Annotated in this window: 17 protein-coding genes; 7 read left to right on the forward strand and 10 right to left on the reverse strand. The window is 70.6% G+C overall.

Annotated features, from left to right (window positions below; all coding sequences use genetic code 11):
• Positions 1–10: 10 nt before the first annotated feature.
• Positions 11–451: a GNAT family N-acetyltransferase gene (locus P8A18_RS32635; RefSeq protein ID WP_306060445.1), complete on the reverse strand. Its 441-nt coding sequence runs from the start codon at positions 449–451 to the stop codon at positions 11–13.
• Between the two features lie 119 nt (positions 452–570).
• Between P8A18_RS32635 and P8A18_RS32640 the strand changes: the two genes are divergently transcribed.
• Positions 571–858, forward strand: a complete 288-nt coding sequence (locus P8A18_RS32640; RefSeq protein WP_306060447.1) for a DUF2087 domain-containing protein — start codon at positions 571–573, stop codon at positions 856–858.
• A gap of 39 nt (positions 859–897) precedes the next feature.
• On the opposite strand, the gene P8A18_RS32645 is transcribed toward P8A18_RS32640, so the two are convergent.
• From P8A18_RS32645 to P8A18_RS32655, 3 genes are all read right to left on the reverse strand, one after another.
• Positions 898–1,947: a beta-ketoacyl-[acyl-carrier-protein] synthase family protein gene (locus tag P8A18_RS32645; RefSeq protein ID WP_306060449.1), complete on the reverse strand. Its 1,050-nt coding sequence runs from the start codon at positions 1,945–1,947 to the stop codon at positions 898–900.
• A 111-nt stretch (positions 1,948–2,058) separates the two neighbouring features.
• Positions 2,059–2,889, reverse strand: coding sequence for a helix-turn-helix transcriptional regulator (locus P8A18_RS32650; RefSeq protein ID WP_018552902.1), 831 nt, complete (start codon positions 2,887–2,889; stop codon positions 2,059–2,061).
• 435 nt (positions 2,890–3,324) lie between these two features.
• The gene (locus P8A18_RS32655; protein ID WP_306060451.1) at positions 3,325–5,028 is read right to left on the reverse strand and encodes a ricin-type beta-trefoil lectin domain protein; all 1,704 of its coding nucleotides are present in this window, start codon (positions 5,026–5,028) and stop codon (positions 3,325–3,327) included.
• A 457-nt stretch (positions 5,029–5,485) separates the two neighbouring features.
• Here P8A18_RS32655 and P8A18_RS32660 point away from each other — a divergent pair, with 457 nt between their 5' ends.
• Positions 5,486–5,689 (forward strand): cold-shock protein, encoded by a 204-nt coding sequence (locus P8A18_RS32660; protein WP_018552900.1) that lies wholly within the window; start codon positions 5,486–5,488, stop codon positions 5,687–5,689.
• A gap of 115 nt (positions 5,690–5,804) precedes the next feature.
• Here P8A18_RS32660 and P8A18_RS32665 read toward each other — a convergent pair whose 3' ends face one another.
• Together P8A18_RS32665 and P8A18_RS32670 are read right to left on the reverse strand one after the other, a co-directional pair.
• Positions 5,805–6,500, reverse strand: a complete 696-nt coding sequence (locus P8A18_RS32665) for a hypothetical protein (RefSeq protein WP_306060454.1) — start codon at positions 6,498–6,500, stop codon at positions 5,805–5,807.
• 187 nt (positions 6,501–6,687) lie between these two features.
• A complete protein-coding gene (locus P8A18_RS32670; RefSeq protein ID WP_306060456.1) occupies positions 6,688–7,491 on the reverse strand; it encodes a methyltransferase domain-containing protein in 804 nt (267 codons plus the stop codon).
• Positions 7,492–7,811: 320 nt separating this feature from the next.
• Between P8A18_RS32670 and P8A18_RS32675 the strand changes: the two genes are divergently transcribed.
• The gene (locus tag P8A18_RS32675) at positions 7,812–11,222 is read left to right on the forward strand and encodes a CARDB domain-containing protein (protein WP_306060458.1); all 3,411 of its coding nucleotides are present in this window, start codon (positions 7,812–7,814) and stop codon (positions 11,220–11,222) included.
• Between the two features lie 80 nt (positions 11,223–11,302).
• Positions 11,303–13,348, forward strand: coding sequence for a prolyl oligopeptidase family serine peptidase (locus P8A18_RS32680; protein ID WP_306060460.1), 2,046 nt, complete (start codon positions 11,303–11,305; stop codon positions 13,346–13,348).
• Between the two features lie 13 nt (positions 13,349–13,361).
• Here P8A18_RS32680 and P8A18_RS32685 read toward each other — a convergent pair whose 3' ends face one another.
• Together P8A18_RS32685 and P8A18_RS32690 are read right to left on the reverse strand one after the other, a co-directional pair.
• Positions 13,362–15,044 carry a glycoside hydrolase family 99 protein gene (locus P8A18_RS32685; protein WP_306060462.1) on the reverse strand — a complete coding sequence of 561 codons (1,683 nt, stop codon included), beginning with the start codon at positions 15,042–15,044 and terminating at the stop codon, positions 13,362–13,364.
• A gap of 344 nt (positions 15,045–15,388) precedes the next feature.
• Positions 15,389–15,880 carry an RrF2 family transcriptional regulator gene (locus P8A18_RS32690; RefSeq protein ID WP_306060464.1) on the reverse strand — a complete coding sequence of 164 codons (492 nt, stop codon included), beginning with the start codon at positions 15,878–15,880 and terminating at the stop codon, positions 15,389–15,391.
• Between the two features lie 112 nt (positions 15,881–15,992).
• On the opposite strand from P8A18_RS32690, the gene P8A18_RS32695 reads away from it, so the two are divergent.
• Positions 15,993–16,736, forward strand: coding sequence for an SDR family oxidoreductase (locus tag P8A18_RS32695; RefSeq protein WP_306060468.1), 744 nt, complete (start codon positions 15,993–15,995; stop codon positions 16,734–16,736).
• A gap of 89 nt (positions 16,737–16,825) precedes the next feature.
• Here the strand turns inward: P8A18_RS32695 and P8A18_RS32700 are convergent, their stop codons facing one another.
• On the reverse strand, positions 16,826–17,704 hold the full coding sequence (locus P8A18_RS32700) for a GH25 family lysozyme (RefSeq protein ID WP_306060469.1): 879 nt from the start codon (positions 17,702–17,704) through the stop codon (positions 16,826–16,828).
• Positions 17,705–17,950: 246 nt separating this feature from the next.
• A complete protein-coding gene (locus P8A18_RS32705) occupies positions 17,951–18,466 on the reverse strand; it encodes a DoxX family protein (RefSeq protein ID WP_306060471.1) in 516 nt (171 codons plus the stop codon).
• Between the two features lie 186 nt (positions 18,467–18,652).
• Between P8A18_RS32705 and P8A18_RS32710 the strand changes: the two genes are divergently transcribed.
• Both P8A18_RS32710 and P8A18_RS32715 read left to right on the forward strand, forming a co-directional pair.
• The gene (locus P8A18_RS32710) at positions 18,653–19,663 is read left to right on the forward strand and encodes an Lrp/AsnC family transcriptional regulator (RefSeq protein ID WP_306060473.1); all 1,011 of its coding nucleotides are present in this window, start codon (positions 18,653–18,655) and stop codon (positions 19,661–19,663) included.
• A 121-nt stretch (positions 19,664–19,784) separates the two neighbouring features.
• Complete coding sequence (locus P8A18_RS32715; RefSeq protein ID WP_306060475.1) at positions 19,785–20,504, forward strand: DUF6215 domain-containing protein; 720 nt, start codon at positions 19,785–19,787, stop codon at positions 20,502–20,504.
• Positions 20,505–20,557: the final 53 nt, after the last annotated feature.

A 20,557-nucleotide genomic window follows, 5' to 3' on the forward strand; every position in this document is an offset into this window, starting at 1 on the left:
CCGGGGGCCGTCAGGCGAGCCGGAGATCGATGAACGGCACGGTGTCACCAGGCAGTACGTACCGTTCCGTCTCGACGAAACCCCGGCTCAGCGCGAACCTCAGCCCCTCGGGGTTCGACTCCAGGACGCAGGTCTCGATCACCCCGGCGCCGAGCCCCCTGGCGAGCGTCAGACCATGCGTGTACAGCTCCCCGCCGAATCCCAGCCCGCGATGGGCGGGCAGGACGCGCGCGATCACGGTCGCCACCGAGGCGTCCGCGGTGGGCGGCCGCACGGTCGAACAGCCCACGAGGACATCATCCCGATACGCGACGCACAGCCGGTTGCGCCGCGCGCGCTCACCCACCTCCGCGAATGACAGCGGCGCCGTCGGGATGATGGCGTTGTGGACGAACTGCCAGTCCAGGAGGGCGGCGTCGCCGTCCACCTGTTCGATACGAAGATCGGTCATCGCGTCAGCAAACCGGCTCCCCGACCACCCGTCAACCCGAGCAGCCACCCGTCCGGGCCCGCACGCGGCCGACGGAAACGAGTTGCCCCCCGCCATGGCCCCCTGCCAGGCTCGGCGCCATGTCCGACCAGCAGACCAGCAGCAGCCACGGCGTGCACGCCCTCTTCTCCCACGGCCGCCTCACCGCGATCCCGCGCAAGACGGCCCGCCGCGAACAACTCCTCGTCCACCTCGCGGAAACGCTCTTCGAGTCCGGGCGCACCTACACGGAACGCGAGGTCAACGAGGCTCTGCGCACCGTCCATGACGACTGTGCCGCGCTCCGCCGCTACCTGGTCGTCGGCGGGCTGCTGGGCCGGAACAAGGACGGCTCCGGTTACCGGCGGCTGCCGCGCCCGGCGGCCTGATTCCCTCGCGCACCGCTCCGGTCCTTCGGGGCCGGACGCTCAGGCGGTCCAGGTGCCGCGCAGGGCGGCGGTGGCGAACCCCGGTCCGTACGCGACCATGACTCCGGTGGCGCCGTCATGCGGGGGCTCGGCGTGCGTGCGTTCGAGGATGCGCAGCACGGAGACCGCGCCGAGATTGCCCTCGTCGCGGAGGGTGGCGGTGGAGTGACGGGTGTCGTGGGCGTCGAGGCCGAGCGCCGACGCGGTGTCGCTGATGATGCGGGCGCTGCCGGGGTGGATGACCCCGAAGCCGACGACGGACGGGCCGAGCCACGCCAGCAGATCGGGCAGGACGTCGTCGGCCGCGCTCAGCGCTTCCTTGGTGCTGTCGAAGTGGAAACCGGTGTGATCGACGCGGCCGGCGTAGCGCGTCAGGCTCTGCGGCAGGACGTGCTCGTAGGTGCCGGCCGGGGAGTCGACACGGAAGCCCGGGCCCAGAGGCTCGCTGGTGACGAGAACGGCGGCGGCGCTGTCCCCGAACAGCGCCTTGTAGATCATGTGCTCGACGGCGTCGTCCTCATGGCTGTAGACGGCGGAGATGACTTCCGCCGCGACGACGAGGACCGTCGAGCCGGGTCTCGCGGTCACCATGTCGACCGCCCGGATCAGCGCCTGGGCGCCACCCGCGCATGCCAACGATGTCAGAGCGATCCGCCGGACCCCGGGCCGCAGTCCGAGACGGTCCAGGAGATGGATGTCCATGTTCGGCACGGCCCACCCCGTCGAGTGCGTCGTGATGATCGCGTCCACGTCACCGGGGCCGAGACCGTACGTGCCGAGGAGGCCGTGCGCCGCCCGCTCCGCCATGTCCACCGCGTCGCCGAAGGCCGTGGTACCCCGCTCCGCGACCCCCGCGTTCCCCGACACCGTCGGCGCGTCCAGCGGCCGGGTGAAGTACCTGCTGCGGACACCGGTGTTGGCCACGATCCGGAGGATCGCGGCGAGCCGGGGGTGGCCGGGGTGATGCGCGCCGATGTCGTCGGCGATCTCTCCGGTGGTGATCTTGTGGGCGGGAAACACGGTGGTGGGGCGGGCTATGTAGGCGGGCACGACATCCTCCGGCGGGCACGTTGCGGCGACGTTGTGGGGGTAGGGCACAACCTAAGCCACGAGAGGCCGCGATGCCCTGATCAGAGCATCGCGGAAGCCGGAGGGAAGACGTCAGGGGGCGCGCAGAACAGGGATCCGGGAGTGCGCGCGGCGCGCTCCGGGATGGAAGATGAGAACGATCAGGCGCGCGCCGGGTGCGGCCATGGGCTGTGCCGCGCACATGGTGACCCAGCCCGGCCCGTCGACGGCGTGGCGAATGGGCCGTTCGTCGCCGTCGGGATGGATGTGCGCACTGCCCGAGTCCCAGATCGGCGCGCACTGCGGGTCGGCCAGGACGTCCTTCTCGATCCGGCGGAGCACCTCGTCCTCGGGCCGGCTGGCGAGCGCCGCCCGCAGCTGGGGCACGACGAGGGGGGCCCAGGCCCGGTCCCAGTCCATGAGCATGGAACGCCCCTGCGGTTCCAGCAGCATCCACCGCATCGTGTTCGCCGGGACCTGCCCGCCGGGAAACAGCCGGGCGAACTCCCTGTTGTGCGCGATGAGCTCCCACGAGGCGTCGGTGACGTACGCGGGATGGGTCATCCCGTCGACGGCCTCCTGCCACACACCGGGCACCTCCTTGCCCGAGCGGGAGGTGAGCGGTCCGGGCGGGTCGCCTATACCGGCGTACCGGCACAGCGACACCCACTCCTGCTCGTTGAGGGCGAAGAGCATCGCGACATCACGGAGGAAGCCGGTGTCGGGCCTCGGCCACGCTCCGGATTCGAGGCGGCGGTACGTACCGGGTGTCCGGTGCAGGAGCTGGTCGACCTGGTGCTGCGAGAGGCCGGGCGCACGGCGCCCCTGGCCGGACGAACGGTGAAAACCGTGCCCTGTGGGGTCGATCAGTGCACGACGGACTCTCAGAAGAGTCCGCAGTGCTGCCTTGTCGGTGCTGGTCATGCGATCAAATCCCCCGCGTTAGGGCCACGTTGCGCGGGCGTGAGCCTAATTGGCGCGACGTGGCTTAGCGCTAAAAACTGGACGTAGAAAACGGTCTGTTTACCTTCCATGCTGGACGGCGTGAGGCACTGGCCTGCGGCCCCTCGAAACTGCCGGCCCGTGCCTGACGTGCGGATTTCCTGCTGTCCTCTCCTGGCAGTGCTTGCAGCCGGAATTCCGTGCCCGTTCAGAACGGTGGCGGGAAGGGCTTGACCAGCAGACCGTATTTCGTCCCTCCGAGGGGCATCCTTCGCAGGATGGTCCGCTGATCTGGCTCTTTCCGTCACCCACCTCGATCTCCCGGACCGAGGCGGGGCGGATCTCGGTGCGGTCGGCAGCCCCCCTGCCGACCGCACCTTCTTCATGCCTCCGGGACCGCCTTCCCTCCTGCCCGCGCTACTCGGCCAGGGCCCAGATCTGGTTCTGCTGGTTGGGCCGGGAGTTGGCGCAGGTGTCGACGATCAGGGGGTTGCCGTCGGTGGTCACGGAGGCGTACGCGTCCAGGCATCGACCGGGCAGGCCGGTGTTCTCCAGGAAGCCGTTGCGCTCGTACGACCACTTCTGGGTGGAGCCGCCGTCACAGGGGTTGAGGACGGCCCGGTAGCCGGTGTAGGTGCTGTCGCTCCGGTGGACGGCGTCCAGGCACTGGCCCAGCGCGCGGACGGTGCCGTCGCTCGGCAGCGTCCAGCGCTGATTGGCTCCCGCGGTGCAGTGGAAGAGGATGACCGGGTTGCCCGCAGCTGTGCCCGAGCCGCTGTCGTCGGCGCACTTGTCGCCGATGCCGGTGATCTGCCCGGTCGGCTGCTGGCCGGTGCAGCCCGCGCCCGGGGTGACCCGGAAGACGGCCGTGCCGTGCGGGGGCAGGGTGGCCCCGATCGTGGACGTGGTCGTGGTGGCCCCGGTCCAGAGGTCCTTGACCGATGCCGAGCAGCCCGCGCCGCCGAGGAAGCCGACCGCGGACAGGGTGGTGCTCGCGGGGACGGCCGTGGTGCCGCGGTTGAGGAGCGATACCGCGCGGTCGCCGTTGGCCAGGGGCCGGGCGAGTACGTCGACGGTGCCGTCCCGGGAGACGACACCCGCCTGCCTGCCGAGCGGGTCCTGGTCGATGGCGATGAGGTCGGTGTTGCCGAGGGTGGCGAGCGAGTCGGTGCTCAGCGAGGCGACGTCCGTGCTGAGGATGAGGGGCGAGGCCATCATGGCCCAGAGGGCGAACTGGGAGCGGGACTCCTCGGCTGTCAGCCCGTCACCGGTGATGAGGAAGTCGGGGTCGTTCCAGCTGCCGGGGGCCGCGTAGCGCGACAGGAGCGAGTTGTAGCCGTACTGCGTCATGACTCCGGCGCCGTTGCTGTTCTTGTCCCAGGCGGATCCGCCGCCGTTGCGCATCTTGACGTCGTAGCCCTCGCGCCAGAGCTGCCCGGTCCTCGAAGCCCCGTCGATCACGTCGTACCAGTCGGAGAGGTCCGTGGCGCCGATGGAGAAGTAGGCGGGTGACGACTCGGAGAACACCATGTCGCGTCCCGAGGAGTTCGCTCTCATCGCGGCCGCGAAGTCGCCGTACGCGTCGATGTATCCGTCGGCGTCGGAGGCGGAGGACGGCATGTTGCAGCCGTCGAGCTTGATGTAGTCCACACCCCAGGCGGCGAAGAGGTCCACGTCCTGCTGGAAGTGGCCCCAACTGCCAGGAAAGCCGCCGCAGGTCGCCGTGCCGATGTCGCTGTAGATACCGAACCGCAGACCCATCTCGTGGAGCCGGCTGCCGATGTACGCCATGCCCTGCGGGAACTTCTCGGTATCGGTGACGAGATTCCCCTCGGAGTCGCGAGCGGTGGTGGTCCAGCAGTCGTCGATGGTGACGGTGTCGTAGCCCTTGGCCGCCAGCCCCGTGTCCACCAGGGCCTGGGCCTGCTCAAGGATGAGTTGCTGGCTCGGCCCCTGGTCCCCGGTGTTCGGGGAGTCGGTGTCGCAGCCGTACCGTGCCCAGTTGTTGAAGCCCATCGGCGGGGTGAGTGCCAGGGCGTTGCCGCTCGGGCTGGTGGCTGTGGGGGAGGCCTGGGCGCCGGGTACGACCAGGGCTCCCGAGAGCGCGACTGCTGCGGCCACGGCTGTGAGGGCCGTGCGCCATCCGTGGGACCGGTGTGTTCTCTCCGACATGAACCGCAACTCCAGTCAGTGAAGGTGAACATGACAAGCGTGCTCGCTCAGTGCAGTACATGGGCTCGATCGTGTCAATAGTTGCTCAAACAGCTGCCACTACATGCAACTTCAAGCAGGACTCCTGTTCGATGGGGGAGCGGGAGCCTCCGGCCGCCCAGGTGGTTCACCGGCGGGCGGTCGTGTGCGGGCGCCGCCCCATCAGCGCCTTCCTTCGTATTCCGGTGCGACGCGAACTCGTTGCTCTCTGGTGGAGAGCGGTTTCGCCATGTAGCGTCACTGCCGGAAGTCGTGGTTCGCCGAACCTGCCCGTGCTCCGGCGCGGGCGCCTTGCTGTGCAGGGTGGACACACGACGCCACCGGGACCGCGTGGTGCGGCTCCCGATATCGACTGAGAGGCACCGGCATGGCCAGCGGAACCGTCAAGTGGTTCAACGCCGAAAAGGGTTTCGGCTTCATCCAGCAGGACGGCGGCGGGCCGGACGTCTTCGCGCACTACTCGAACATCAACGCCACCGGCTTCCGTGAGCTCCAGGAGGGCCAGGCGGTGACCTTCGACATCACGCAGGGCCAGAAGGGCCCGCAGGCCGAGAACATCACGGCCGCCTGACGCCACAGCACAACGGTCCGGCCCCCTCGGAGCACGCTCCGAGGGGGCCGGACCGCGTCGGTGCCGGCCTCGCGCCGCCGGCGGCGCGGGACGACCCGGTTGTGCCGTGGCCGCTTCAGGATCCTGCCGCGGCCCCCGCGCGTGCCCGCTGTCCGGCGGTCGGCGCCGTGCCGGCCGGCCCGGTCGCGGTGTACATGGCCGCCCCCTTCTGGATCCTCTTGCCGATGAGGCCCTTCTTGACGAGGGTTTCCAGGGTGTTGCGCACCACCTGAACAGAGGTTTTACGATCCGGGTGCGCCTTCTCCAGGGCCACGTGGATCTCGCGCGCCAACTGCGGCTCACCGGCCGGCATGAGCGCGTGGATCAGCTGGTGCAGCGGGGCACCGGAGGCCCCGGGAGCGCCCGCCGCCGCACCCTTCTTCTCCGCCGCCTTCCTGGGTGCTTTGCGCCGGCTTCCCTTCGTGGCGGCCGATGCCTTGCCGGTGGGCCCGGGGCGGGCGGCCGTCGTCTGCGAGCCCTTGGCCGGCCGTGGCTGCGGGACGGCTCCGGTGGCCGGTGCGTCCTTGCCGACCGCCGCGGTGCCGGCCTCCGCGGTGAGGGACGGCCGGGGTGACGCGGCCTCACCGGGCAGCGCGTCCCGCATCCCCACGAGCCAGCCCTCGTCCTCCTTCAGCTGCCCCACACGCTCCTGCAACTCCGCGATGTGGGCGGTGAGTTCTCCTTGCTCCGAGCGGTTGGCGGCGAGGTCGGCGGCGAACCGCTCCGCGTACACCCTCTGCACGCTCTGCGGCTCGCTGTCTGCGTTGTCCACGGTGGTTTCACGCTCCTTGTGCTTGTGGGGGCTGCCGCCGGACACCGGCCACGGGCCGGGGCCCGTGGTGCCGAATCCGGCATACGCGTCCATTCACCATCAGAGCCGACGCGGCTCGCGGCGTTTACGGCCAAGGTCCAGCCGAAGGGATGAACGCGCCCCGAACCGCACCACCCCGGGACGGGGTTTACGGGCGGCGCCCCCACGCGGAGATCATCGGCGCGGTGGCGAGGTCGATGCGCCCGGTGGCCACGTTCGCCAGATGGCGCTCGATCTCCTCGTCGGTGGCCAGCCCCGCCGCCACCAGACGGCCCCGGATCTGCCGGACCGTCGCGGCCTCCAGGACCGCACACGCCGGTGAGGTGATCGGGAAGTACGCGTCGGCCCGGACGTCCTCCAGGCCCGCCTCCCGCAACAGTCTGGGCAGGGTCCTGCCGTACGCGAGGTCGGCTCCGCGCGCCGCCATCAGGGACCGGAATCCGGACCGGAGGCGGTTGGCGAGCCGCTGCTCGGGGCCGGACTCGTCCGGACACAGCAGCGGCTGCAGCCCGGGATCGGCATCCTCCAGGAGCAGCCGGCCACCGGGCCGCAGCGCCCGGACCATCCGGCGCAGCGCCTCGGCGCGGTCCACGACGTGCACCAGGACCAGCCGGGCGTGGACGAGGTCGAAGCCGCCGCCCGGCGGGGGGTCGGCCGCCACGTCGTGCGCCAGCACCTCGATGACGCCCCCGGCCACGTCCTGGGTCCAGGACACGTCGATGTCGGTGGCGACCACCGCTCCGCCCGGGCCGACGCGCTCGGCCAGGCCCCGGGGGACGGACGGCCCGCCCGCGCCGACCTCCCAGCACCGCATGCCGGCGCCGATCCCGAGCGCGTCGACATGGCGGAACGTCACCGGATCGAAGAGCTCGCTCAGGGCACCGAAGCGGACCCCCGCCTCGGTCTGCCGGTTGTCGAGCAGGTAGCCGTGCTCAGGGTCGTTCTCAGCCATGGGGCGAGTCTGGCAGAGGCGGGCGCACGCCGGTCAACGACAGCCGCTGCGCGAACCGTTGACAAAAACGTCGCCTGCTAGAAACCTGTCACCGCAGCACCGCAAATTATTGACTGGATCACTCAAAAATCTAGGTAATGAGCGTGAGTTTCCGGCAGGCGTGGTGGTCCCGCTCCTGTCGGCGTCCCCGATCGTCCCCTCGGTGTACCGGAAGCCCGCGCCCGGCCCACGCCTTCCGCAGGGCGCGTCACGCGTCGTGCGGAACGGTGACGCCTGCCCGTGCCCGCCCGGTCCCGCGGCCCACGGAACAAGAGGACAGCATGAGATGGAAGCAATACAGATGGCGGTTGGTCATCGGCGCGGTGACAGCCGCGCTGATGACCGTCGGGCTCGTGCCGGGCGCCGCATCGGCGGCGACCGTGCAGAATCCCGACCTGGCACTCGGTAAGCAGGTCACGACGAGCGGGGCGCACGGTGCCTACCCGGCGTCCAACGTCACGGACGGCAGCCAGCAGACGTACTGGGAGGGCTCCGGCGCGCTCCCGCAGTGGGTCCGCATCGACCTCGGCGGCCGGTTCGACGTCGACCAGGTGGTGCTGAAGCTGCCCGCCGCCTGGGAGGCCAGGACCCAGACCCTCGGCATCGAGGGCAGCACGGACGGGAGCAGCTTCAGAACCCTGTCCGCCTCGGCCGCACGGGCGTTCAGCCCTCAGGCGGGCAACACCGTCACCATCGGCTTCGCCGCGACGCAGGCACGGTACGTCCGCGTGCGGGTGACCGCCAACAGCGGCTGGGACGCGGCTCAGCTCTCCCAGGTCGAGGTGCACGGTGAGGACTCCGGCGACGACTCCGGCCCGTCCCCGGCGGTCGGCTCCGATCTGGCGCTGAACAAGCCCATCGAGGCATCGTCGTCCGTGCAGAGTTTCGTGCCGGCCAACGCCAACGACGGTGAGGCCGGCACGTACTGGGAGTCGAACGGATACCCGGCGTCCCTGACGGTGAAGCTCGGCGCCGACGCCGATATCGAGGCCGTCGTCGTCAAGCTCTCCCCGGACCAGGCCTGGGCGGCCCGCACCCAGAGCATCCAGGTGCTCGGACGCGCCCAGTCCGCCACCGGATTCACCTCGCTGAAGGACAGGGCCGACTACGCGTTCAGCCCCTCGGGCAACGCGAACACGGTGACGATCCCGGTGAGCGGGCGGTACGCGGACGTACGGCTCACGTTCTTCTCCAACACCGGTGCCCCCGGCGCCCAGGTCGCCGAGATGCAGGTGGTCGGCACCGCGGCCCCCAACCCGGACCTCACCGTCACCGAGCTGACGTGGTCTCCCGCCTCGCCGTCCGAGACGGACGACGTCACGGTGGACGCCACCGTGCGCAATGTGGGTACGGCGGCGTCCGCCGCGACGACGCTGGACGTCAGCGTGGAGGGCGTGGTCGCCGGCAGCGCACCCGTGAGCGGCCTCGCCGCCGGAGCCTCGGCCACCGTGCGGGTCGACGTGGGCAAGCACCCGATGGGCGCGTACAGCCTCTCCGCGGTCGTCGACCCGGCCGACACGGTCATCGAGCAGGACAACAGCAACAACAGCCGCACCGCGGCGTCGAAGCTCGTGATCGCCCAGAGTCCGGGCCCGGACCTGGAGGTGCTCGGCATCACGCCCAGCCCCTCGAACCCCGCGGTGGGGGCCGCCGTCACCTTCACGGTCTCCGTGCACAACCGCGGGACCACGGCCGTCAGCACCCCGACGGTCACCCGGCTCCTCGTGGAAGGCACCACGCTGAACGGCGCGACCGCGGCGATTCCCGCCGGTGGCACCGTCTCCGTGCCCGTCACCGGCAGCTGGACCGCGAAGAGCGGTGGCGCCACTCTGACCGCGACGGCGGACGCGACCGGCGCCGTCACCGAGACCAACGAGAACAACAACGTCTTCTCCCGCACCATCGTGGTCGGCCGCGGGGCCGCGGTCCCGTACACCGAGTACGAGGCGGAAGCGGGCGACTACCGGGGCACGTTGCTGAAGTCCGACCAGAAGCGCACCTTCGGGCACACCAACTTCGCCACCGAGTCCTCCGGCCGCCAGTCCGTGCGGCTGGACTCCACCGGCCAGTACGTCGAGGTCACATCGACCGTCCCGTCGAACTCGATCGTGGTACGCAACTCCATCCCCGACGCCCCGAACGGCGGGGGCACGGAGGCCACGATCAGCCTGTACGCCAACGACACCTTCGTCCGGAAGCTGACCCTCTCCTCCAAGCACAGCTGGCTCTACGGTGACACGGACAGCCCGGAGGGCCTGACCAACCAGCCGCAGGCGGACGCCCGCAGACTGTTCGACGAGTCCAGCGCGCTGCTCGGCGAGACCTACCCGGCCGGTACGAAGTTCCGGCTCCAGCGCGACGCGGACGACTCGGCGTCCTTCTACATCATCGACCTCGTCGACCTGGAGCAGGTGGCTCCCCCCACCGCGCAGCCGGCCGGATGCACCTCGATCACGGCCTACGGAGCGGTGCCGAACGACGGGATCGACGACACGGACGCCATCCAGCGTGCCGTGACGGCCAACCAGAACGGTGACATCGGCTGCGTCTGGATTCCGCCGGGGCAGTGGCGCCAGGAACAGAAGATCCTCACCGACGACCCGCTCGACCGGGGACAGTACAACCAGGTGGGCATCAGGGACGTCACGATCCGGGGCGCCGGCATGTGGCACTCCCAGCTCTACACGCTCACCCCGCCGCAGGACGCGGGCGGCATCAACCACCCGCACGAGGGCAACTTCGGCTTCGACATCGACGACAACACCAAGATCTCGGACATCGCGATCTTCGGCTCCGGCACCATCCGGGGCGGCGACGGAAACGCCGAGGGCGGCGTCGGGCTCAACGGCCGCTTCGGCAAGAACACCAAGATCACCAACGTCTGGATCGAGCACGCGAACGTGGGCGTGTGGGTCGGACGCGACTACGACAACATCCCGGACCTCTGGGGCCCCGCCGACGGCGTCGAGTTCACGGGAATGCGCATCCGCAACACGTACGCCGACGGCATCAACTTCGCCAACGGCACCCGCAATTCCACGGTGTTCAACTCCTCGCTCAGGTACACCGGCGACGACTCCCTCGCCGTGTGGTCGAGCAAGTACGTGAAGAACCCCTCGGTGGACATCGGCCACGACAACCACTTCCGCAACAACACCATCCAGCTGCCCTGGAGGGCCAACGGGATCGCTGTCTACGGCGGCTACGGCAACACCATCGAGAACAACATCATCTCCGACACGATGAACTACCCGGGGATCATGCTGGCGACCGACCACGACCCGCTGCCCTTCTCCGGGCAGACGCTGATCGCCAACAACGCGCTCCACCGCACGGGCGGGGCGTTCTGGGGCGAGGCCCAGGAGTTCGGGGCGATCACACTCTTCGCGGCCGGACAGGACATCCCGGGGGTCACGATCCGCGACACCGACATCCATGACTCGACCTACGACGGGATCCAGTTCAAGTCGGGCGGCGGCGCCGTGCCCGGGGCGCAGATCTCGAACGTCCGCATCGACAACTCCGTCAACGGATCCGGAATCCTCGCCCATGGAGGGGCGCGGGGCAGCGCGACCCTGACCGATGTCACCATCACCGGCTCGGCCGACGGCGACGTGGTGATCGAACCCGGTTCACAGTTCGTCATCAACGGCCTGGCCGGCCTGGCCGGCCGGACGCTCATCCACGAATAGCGCGGAAACCCGGCCGGCACGCGTCAGCGGCGTGCCGGCCGGGGACCGCGCGTCCGGGGCACGACACGCGGTCCGGCACAATGCGGCATGTGATCGACAACGACCCGTACCTGTGGCTGGAAGACGTGGAGAGCGACGCCGCGCTCGCCTGGGTGGCCGAGCGGAACGCCGAGACGGCCGCCGCACTGGCCGCCGGAGCCGGTTTCGCCTCCCTGAAACAGCGCCTGCGCGAGGTGCTGGACGCTTCGGACCGGATCGCGTACACCCGGCGCCGCGGAGCCTTCCTCTACAACTTCTGGCGGGACGCCGAGCACGTACGGGGTGTGTGGCGGCGTACGACGCTTGAGCAGTACCGCGAGGAGACACCCGTCTGGGAGGTCCTCCTGGACATCGACGCGCTCGCCGCCGCCGAGGACCAGAAGTGGATCTGGGACGGCGCCGTGGTGCGGCGGCCCGACTACGACCGCGCGCTGGTGTGCCTGTCGCGCGACGGCGGCGACGCCGTGGTCGTCCGCGAGTTCGACCTCACCACCCGGACCTTCGTCGAGGGCGGTTTCCGGGTCGCCGAAGCCAAGACCCGGATCGAGTGGATCGACGCGGACACCGTCTTCATCGGCACGGACTTCGGACCGGGCTCGCTCACGGACTCGGGCTATCCGAGGACCGTACGCACCTGGCGGCGCGGCACACCCCTGGAACAGGCCACCGTGGTCTTCGAGGGCGACCCGCGCGATGTGTCGGTCAGCGGCCTGCACGACGCCACCCCGGGCTTCGAACGCAGCTTCGTCAGCCGTTCGCCGGACTTCCACACCAGCGAGCTGTACCTGCTGGCCCCCGACACCGCCCCCGTCCGCATCGACGTCCCGGACGACGCCCGGGCGTACGCCCACCGCGAGCATCTGATCGTCGCTCCGAAGACCGCCTGGCTCGGGCATCCGGCGGGCTCCCTGCTCGCCTTCGGCTTCGAAGCCTTCCTGGCCGGCGACCGCACTGCCCAGGTGCTGTTCACGCCCGACGAACGGACCGCCCTGGCCGGACACACGTGGACCCGGAACCACCTGATTCTCGAAACGATGCGGGACGTCAGCACCCGCGTCGAGGTCCTCACACCCACCCCCGCCCCCGGCACCTGGGAACGCGCACCGCTCGCCGATGTCCCCGCGCTGTCGGCCCTCTCCGTGGTGGACACGGACGCGGACACCTCCGACGAGTACTTCATGGACGTGTCGGGATTCCTCCAGCCGGCCACCCTCCACCACGGGCGGATCGGCGGGGAGCCGGAGATCCTCAAGCAGGCCCCGTCCCACTTCGACACGGCCGGACTCACCGCGCGGCAGTTCTTCGCCACCTCGAAGGACGGCACCCGCGTCCCCTACTTCGTGATCGGCCCCGACCGCTCCGCCACCGGCCCCGGGCCCGCCCTGCTCTACGGCTACGGCGGCTTCGAGGTGTCACTGACCCCCTCATACAACGGGGTCACCGGCCGTGCCTGGCTGGAGCGCGGCGGGACGTATGTGCTGGCGAACATCCGGGGCGGCGGAGAGTACGGTCCCGGCTGGCACCGGGCCGCCCTCGGCGCGGACCGGCCGCGCGCCTTCGAGGACTTCGCGGCCGTCGCCACGGACCTTGTCGCGCGCGGCCTCACCACCCCGGCCATGCTGGGCGCCGTCGGAGGCAGCAACGGCGGCCTCCTGATGGGGGCGATGGTCACGCGCTACCCGGACCTGTTCGGCGCGATCGTCGCCCGGGTGCCGCTGCTGGACATGCTCCGCTTCCACGAGCTCCTCGCGGGCGCGTCGTGGATCGCCGAGTACGGCGACCCGGACCGGGAGGAGGACCGCCCGCACCTCATGGACCTCTCCCCGTATCACCGGCTCTCCGCGGACCAGGACTATCCGCCCGTGCTCCTGACGACCTCCACCCGTGACGACCGGGTCCACCCCGGCCACGCCCGGAAGGCGGCCGCGCGGCTGCGCGCACTCGGCCACCGGGTCCTGCTGCACGAGAACACCGGTGGCGGGCACGCGGGCGCCGGCGACAACGAACAGGCCGCCCACAACAGCGCGCTGGTGCATACGTTCCTGTGGCACCACCTCGCACCGCGGACCGGGCCGGCCACCGGCTGAGGGCGGCCGGTGCTCAGGCGGCGTACACCTCGAACCCGGAGAGCTGGGCGGCCGGCCATCCCGTGTTGGCGGTGAAGACCAGCCGCAGCAGGCGCGTGGTGACCGCCGCCGGGAGGGACAGGGTCACGCGGTTGCCGCTCGCGGGGTCGAATGCGTGGTCCGAAGCGGCGAGCAGCGGGGCGAACCCGCCGCCGTCGCTGCTGCCCTGCACCGACACGGTCTGGGACCGAGCCTCCCAGGCGCTGGACGGAGGCAGGGTGAGCACGATCCGCCGCACGGCTGTCGCCGCCCCCAGATCCACCTGGATCCACTGGGGGAAGGCGTCGTTCGCCGACTCCCAGTAGCTGTCCGGGTCGCCGTCCACCGCGTTGGCGGAGCCGTAGTTCTGGGTGTGGCTGCTCTCCTCGGTCGGCCGCCGCAGGGCCAGGTCGGTGTCACCGGCGGAGTCCGCCGTGGGCGGGGTGGGGCGGACGGGGGTGAGGGCGATCAGCCCCTTGAGCATGCGTCCGCCGTCTCCGGTCAGCCTGAGGTAGTAGTCGGAGGAACAGGCGGTCCCGTCCTCGTCCAGTGCCAGGAACCCCGAGTCGACGGGGGTCCAGGCCCGGGACTCAGCGGTCTTGGCGATCTGGTTGCCCTCGTTGTACTCGTCGAACATCGATATGTAGAGGCCCTGCACTCCGGCCCGGCACATGTTGTAGAACTGCCGCCACATGAAATCGCCGTGCGCGCGCTGGCGGGCGGACACATCGCCGGGCAGCACGCACGGCTGGTAGTCGATGCCGTGCGCGGCGCAGTCCGCCTCATCGCCGAGGGTGTAGGTGGTGTAGGCGTTGTCGGCGTCCTGGGCGCTGCCGATGGCGCCGATCATCCAGGGCGAGATCATGTCGAAGGCGTGGTACACCTCCGCGTATCCGGTGCGGCTGCCGGCCCCGCCGGTACGCCATTCGCGGGGCACCCCGCCGATGACGTAACAGCCCTGCGCCTTGAACCAGTTGATGACGTCGAGACACTCCTCGACGGAGAACGGGTGGTTGGCGTCGTTGAAGCCGAAGCCCCAGACGCACACCACCGGAAGGCCGTTCTGGGTGGCGTACTGCGGGGACGCCGTGTGCGCCTTCATCTTGCCGGTCCAGTCGGCCTTGATCTCCGAGCGCATGCCGTCCCAGTTGGTGACGTCGTACATCACATAGAACTTCACCTCGTTCGACTCCGCCGCGGACCGCACCTTCGCCGCCATCGCGTCCCGGGTCGGGCCTTCGCCCCCGGTCGGATTGAAGCGCTGGAGGGCCGCGGTGTCGATCCCGTACTCCCGCATCCACCGGAAGTGGGTGTCCACGGTCTGCTGGTCGTACGAGGAGAACAGCGTCGCGGGCTGCCCGTTGCCGAGGCTGCCGTACGCCGTGGGGTAGGTATGCGTGTACTCGCGCGGGTCGGGCCAGCACTTGATGCCGGTGTTCGACGGGGAGGGGGACCGGCCCCAGTCCTGGGTCCAGTGCCACCAGCCGTCGATCGGCGCGCCGTCGCCCTTGCAGGCGAACCAGCCCTGGTAGCCGACGGTGACCTTGCCCACCACATCACCCGGCGGACCGCCGGCCGCCGACGCGGGCCCGGCGAGGGCGGTCTGTGCGCCCCCGACCGCGCCCACCGCACCGGCCGAGAGGGCGGCTTGTAGAAACGTGCGGCGCGTTAAACCCATCTGGATGCTCCTCCGGCTAGGCCGACTCCCGCCGTGACGCGCCTGCATGGGCAGGCAGCAGACCGGGACTCGATGCCGGGGATCGTAACGACGTGAGAATGTGCCCGCAAGACTCGACGCCAAGCTTGAAATTATTCGCGCAAGCATTGCAAAACTGCGGCGTGCCTCGCTATGGCGAACCGCCGTGACGCGGAGCGGACCGACTTACCGGCCCGGCCCGGCGGACCGCCGGCGGGCAGGCTGGGTGCCGTGGTGACCCTGGGCAAGGGCGCCGACAGGCCGGTGGCGGCATGCATCGTCAGGGCCGCACTGAGCTGGACGGCCGGCCCCGCGGGTGCGCCCGCTCAGCCGCTCGCCTCGCTCCCCGAGCTGAGCCACGTACCGATGCCGGGCAGTGCCCCGGGCCCGCCGGTCTCCTCCACCGAGCCGACGAGGTCCGCTATGGAGACCCCTCGCAGTGATTCCCGCCAGGCGGCGTCGGCGGCGGCCATGGTGCGGGCGATGGGGCACGGCGCCGTGCACTTCTCGGGCGGCGTCCCGAGGGGGCCCCGCTGACGGATCTCGGTGCAGACGAAGGCCGGGTCGGCGCCGTCGACCGCCTGCACCACGTCCAGAACGGTGATCCTGGCGGCGTTCCTGGTCAGGATGTACCCGCCCGTCTTGCCCTGCACCGAGTGGACCAGGCCGGCCCGGGAGAGTGCCTGCATCTGCTTGGCCAGGTAACTGGGCGAGATGTCGTGCAGCAGGGCCAGCCGGGCAGCCGGCACCGGTTCGCTCGCCGCCGTCAGTACGACGCAGCAGTGCAGTGCCCATTCCACCCCGCCGGACAGTTTCATGTCACCCTCCCGCTCTACTCGGATACATACTATCCGAGTAGCATCACGGACAATAGATGTCCGAGTTAGCGGTGGCGGGGTGCCCGCGCTCGGCTCACGGAAGGGCTCGACCATGAAGATCACAGTCATCGGCGGTACCGGGCTGATCGGTTCCCAGCTCGTCACCAGGCTCCGCGAGGGCGGCCACACGGTGGTCCCCGCGTCCCTGTCGACCGGAGTCGACCTGCTCACCGGGGAGGGGCTCGACGCGGCGGTCGAAGGCGCGGAGACGGTCGTCAACGTGACCAACTCACCCACGTTCGACGCGGCGTCCCCCGATTTCTTCCGCACGAGCATGGGGCGCCTGCTGACGGCGGGCGAGCGGGCCGGTGTACGGCACCAGGTCATTCTCTCGATCGTCGGGGTGGACCAGGTGCCCCAGCTGGACTACTACCGGGCGAAGACGCTCCAGGAGGAACTCCTGCGCAACGGGCCCACCGCGTACTCGATCGTGCGCGCCACGCAGTTCTTCGAGTTCATGGACGCGGTCATGTCATGGACCTCCGACGAGCAGACCGTGCGCCTGCCCGGCACGCGTGTCCAGCCCATCGCGACGGCCGACGTGGTCGCCGCCCTCGCCGACGTCGCCACCGCCGAGCCGCTGGACGGCACGGTCGATGTCGCGGGCCCCGATGTCTTCCCCCTCGACGAGATCGGGCGCCTCACGCTCGCCGCCCGCCAGGACCGGCGCGCCGTCGTCACCGACGGCGAGGCGGGCATGTTCGCCGCTGTCGACGGTGACGTCCTCATCGCCGGCCCCGGCGCACGCATCGCCCCCACCTCGTACAAGGAGTGGCTCGCCGCCGGTTCCCGCTGAGACGGCGGGAAGGGCGGCCACGCGGCACGGGCCCCGAGCCCCGGTACCGCGTGGCCGCCCTCCGTTCCGAGCGACGGCTCAGTCGTTCGTCACGCCGTGTTGTTGGCGAGGGCCAGCAGCCGGCTGGCGTCGCCGTTGAACCGGTCGCGGTCCACGGCACCGGAGATGCCGCTCACCGAACCGGAGTCGGTGTACTGCCAGAAGGTGTAGTGCGAGAAGCCCTTCGGGATGGCGGGGCTCGACGCGCTCGTCCAGTGGGCGGTGAACAGCGGGCTGCGAGCGGACATGCCGCTCCAGCCGCCGGTGCAGGAGTTCCACCAGCTCGCGCTGGTGTAGATGACGACGTCGCGCCCCGTCTTCGCCTTGTACGTGTTGTAGAAGTCCAGGATCCATGACTGCATCGCCGAGGCCGACTTGCCGTAGCAGCCGCCTTCGAGGTCGAGCATGCCGGGAAGCGTCAGGTTGTCCCGCGACCAGGCCCCGCCGTGGCCGGCGAAGTACGTGGCCTGCGCCGCACCGCTGGACAGGTTGGGGCGGGCGAAGTGGTACGCGCCCCGGATCACCTTCGCGTTGTACGCGTTGACGTAGTTGGTGTTGAAGGTCGGGTCCTTGTACGTGGTGGACTCGGTGGCCTTGATGTAGGCGAACTTGATGCCCGCCGACTTCACCGACGACCAGTTGATCGAACCCTGGTAGTGCGAGACGTCGATACCGGGGAGCTGCGTCGCCTGCACGGAGACCGAGTTCCCGGCACCCAGCTGGAGCTCGCGGGTGTCCGGTGCGAAGGTCTTGCCGTCCCCGAGATAGCCGGCGCCCATGTATCCGTCGCCGAAGGGGATGGTCGCGCCGGCCGGCTGGGCCGAGGCAGGGGTCGCCGAGACGGCGGGAACGAGCACCATGCCGAGGCTGACGGCTCCGGCGGCCACCAGCTTGCGGAGTGCGGGTCTGCGGCTGTGGATGCGTGACAAGGAGGCCTCCTGGTGTGGGCTACCCGAATGGTCTACTCGCGTAGCACGAAGCGATACGGAACGGCGTTGTCTGATCCGGGGGTGTGCATCAGTCGGTGCGGCGAAACGGCCTTTGGCTTGACGGGTGCACGTCACGAGTGACGCATGAACTCCACTGTGACGTAAAGGGTTTCGGGCCGGCCTCTGAGGTCTGGACCAGTGGAGAAGTCGCCGAACTGCGGTGTTGCCGCGGCCCGGCGAGAAATTTCACCTCCATGAAACCTCGGCGCGCCGCCCGCGGACCGTGCGGCCGGTGCCCCGGTCCGTGGTCGCGAGCAGCGCGACGGCGATGTAGACGAACTGCTCGGGAACCCGGAACCACAACGGGGTGGCCGGATCACCGTTGAGCGGGACGTCCTCCATGGCGGCGTACACATTGGCTGGAAGCATAAGCACGAAGAGCACCGCCAGGCAGAACCCGGCCGCCGGGCGCGTCGCCGTCCGGACCAGCCCGGCGGCCCCGAGGAGCTCCAGCACACCGGTCACGTACACCACGAGGTGGGGGAGCGGGACGAACGGCGGGACCATGGCCGTCAGATCGTCATGGCTGGGCATCAGGCTCCCGCCGTCCGGGACGAAGTGCGCCGACCCGCTCGCCACGAGCAGCGCCGCGAGACCGTGAACGACGGCGGCCCGCCAGGTCGCGAACCGGCGGATGCCCAGGACGCCCAGGAGCCGGAACACCAGCGCCGGAACGGCGAACAGCAGGAGGGATTCGAACATGGATGTCCTCCGAGAGAAAGGGAAAGCACGGGGCGCCGGGGTCGAACCGGCGGCTTCGGGCTCCACGAGTGGATCCGTGGCCGCCCCGCGCGGCCCGGCACGACGCCATGCTTCCCCGCCCGACCCCCGCCCCGGCCCCAACGCGCCCGGCCCGGACGGCATCCGACACCGGCCTACACTGCCCGGATGGAATCGGTCACGCTGGACGCACTCGACCTGCGGCTCCTGCACGCCCTCCAGCTCGACGGCCGGGCCCCCTTCAGCAGGATCGCCGACGTCCTCGACGTCTCCGACCGCACCGCGGCCCGGCGCTTCGGCAGACTCCGGGCCGCCGGAATCGCCCGCGTGGCCGGTGTGACCGACAGCCGGCGCCTCGGCCACGCCGAATGGCTCGTACGCCTGCACCTGCCGCCCTCCCGCAGCACCGCCCTCGCCCGCGCACTGGCCCACCGGCCCGACACCGCCTGGGTGGCCGTCCTGTCGAGCGGCACCGAGGTCGTCTGCGTCTTCCGCGTCCCCGACGAGGGCCCGGCACCCCTCGCCTCACTGGGCCGCCTGCCGCACCTCACCCACATCGACGCCCACCGGCTCCTGCGCCCCGTCATGGACCGCCGGTGGATCGGCCGCACCCTGGCGCTCACCGACGAACAGATCGCCGCGCTGACACCCGACGCCACCGAGGACGCCCGGCCGGTGGAACTCACCGACCTCGACCGCCGGCTGCTGCCCGCCCTCGCCGCCGACGGCCGCGCCGCCTACCCGGACCTCGCCCGGGAGGTCGGCTGGTCGGAATCCGCGGTCCGCCGCCGACTGCACGAACTGCGCCGCTCCGGTGTCCTCCGGCTCGACGTCGAAATCGACTCGGGGCTGTTCGGCTTCTCCGTGCAGTGCATGCTCCGGCTGACCGTCGCGCCCGGCCGCCTCGGCGCCGTGGCCCGCGCCCTGGCCGACGACGCCGAAGCAGCCTTCGTCGCCACCACGACCGGCCCCCACAACCTGGTCGCCATCGCCGTCTGCCGCGACACCGCGGCCCTCGACACCTACCTCACCGAACGGTTCGGCCTGCTCGACGGTGTCGACCGGCTGGAATCCGCGCTGATCACGTCCTACGTCAAACGCGCCGCCCCGGAACTCCGACCGGCGGCCCGCCGGCCGGTCAGCGTTCCGGCCCTGCCTGGCGCGCGGGGCGACTTCTGACGGTCCCGTACCCGGGGGCCGGAACCGGCGTGCCGTAGCGGACGAATCCGCCTTGTCCACTTGATCATCACAGGTTACGGTCCCCCGGGCACGTAACGGGAGATCAGCGCAGGTGGGGGACATGGCCGTAGATGTCAGAGCGTCCGACAGGAAGCCGGGCGCGTGGAGTCAGGCCATCGCGGCGTTCGCGTTGGTGGGGATGCTCGGGGGCGGGTTCTGGCTGATGGCGAAGACCTCAGCCGCCGAGGACCCGCCCTCACCCGCCGTCTGCTCGGCCGACGAGTCTTCGAAGACCCCGGACACGTCCGCGAGCGGCCCGGGGAGCGCGCGGCGCGTCTCCGGTGCGGCACTGTGCGAGGCGCTGAACCGCCCCGATCTCGCCGGCCTGCTCGGCGTCCCCGGCGAGATCCCGCTGTCCGCGCACGGCGGCGACGGCTCCATCGGACTCCCCGGCAGCAAGCACATCGCCCACCCCACCGCGGAGGTCGGATTCGACACGTACACCGTGCATCTGTCGGCCACCTACGACGGCTCCCCGGTGGCAGGGTCCGGCACCTACCTGCGGGACGCGCGGAAGCGGACCGTTCTCGGCCACCCGGCGTTCCTCCACACCGAACAGACCGTCAGGATCAGGTTCCGGTTCGACGGCGGCGAATCCGAGAGCGGTCCCGGCGTTGCGGCCCACGCCCTCACGGTGGCCCTCGACGCCGAGGACAGCGGCGGCTCCTTCGACCTGGTGGTGTGGCGCGAGGACGGCGGCTTCCCGGACGAAGCGACGCTGACGCGCATCGCGGAGAAGGTGCTGCCCACGATCGAGGGCTGGGCCCCCGCCGGAAAGTGACAGGCCGTCCGCCGCTCCGCACCCGGTGTCCTCGCCCGCCGCGGACCGGACGG

It is taken from the genome of Streptomyces sp. Mut1, from assembly GCF_030719295.1.
In the GTDB taxonomy this organism is placed as follows: Bacteria; Actinomycetota; Actinomycetes; order Streptomycetales; family Streptomycetaceae; genus Streptomyces; species Streptomyces castrisilvae.

Coding starts and splice junctions, on each gene's coding strand:
- P8A18_RS32635 (WP_306060445.1), bottom strand. CDS start 451: ATGACCGATCTTCGTATCGAACAGGTGGACGGCGACGCCGCCCTCCTG.
- P8A18_RS32640 (WP_306060447.1), top strand. CDS start 571: ATGTCCGACCAGCAGACCAGCAGCAGCCACGGCGTGCACGCCCTCTTC.
- P8A18_RS32650 (WP_018552902.1), bottom strand. CDS start 2,889: ATGACCAGCACCGACAAGGCAGCACTGCGGACTCTTCTGAGAGTCCGT.
- P8A18_RS32660 (WP_018552900.1), top strand. CDS start 5,486: ATGGCCAGCGGAACCGTCAAGTGGTTCAACGCCGAAAAGGGTTTCGGC.
- P8A18_RS32670 (WP_306060456.1), bottom strand. CDS start 7,491: ATGGCTGAGAACGACCCTGAGCACGGCTACCTGCTCGACAACCGGCAG.
- P8A18_RS32675 (WP_306060458.1), top strand. CDS start 7,812: ATGAGATGGAAGCAATACAGATGGCGGTTGGTCATCGGCGCGGTGACA.
- P8A18_RS32680 (WP_306060460.1), top strand. CDS start 11,303: ATGCGGCATGTGATCGACAACGACCCGTACCTGTGGCTGGAAGACGTG.
- P8A18_RS32685 (WP_306060462.1), bottom strand. CDS start 15,044: ATGGGTTTAACGCGCCGCACGTTTCTACAAGCCGCCCTCTCGGCCGGT.
- P8A18_RS32690 (WP_306060464.1), bottom strand. CDS start 15,880: ATGAAACTGTCCGGCGGGGTGGAATGGGCACTGCACTGCTGCGTCGTA.
- P8A18_RS32695 (WP_306060468.1), top strand. CDS start 15,993: ATGAAGATCACAGTCATCGGCGGTACCGGGCTGATCGGTTCCCAGCTC.
- P8A18_RS32705 (WP_306060471.1), bottom strand. CDS start 18,466: ATGTTCGAATCCCTCCTGCTGTTCGCCGTTCCGGCGCTGGTGTTCCGG.
- P8A18_RS32710 (WP_306060473.1), top strand. CDS start 18,653: ATGGAATCGGTCACGCTGGACGCACTCGACCTGCGGCTCCTGCACGCC.
- P8A18_RS32715 (WP_306060475.1), top strand. CDS start 19,785: ATGGCCGTAGATGTCAGAGCGTCCGACAGGAAGCCGGGCGCGTGGAGT.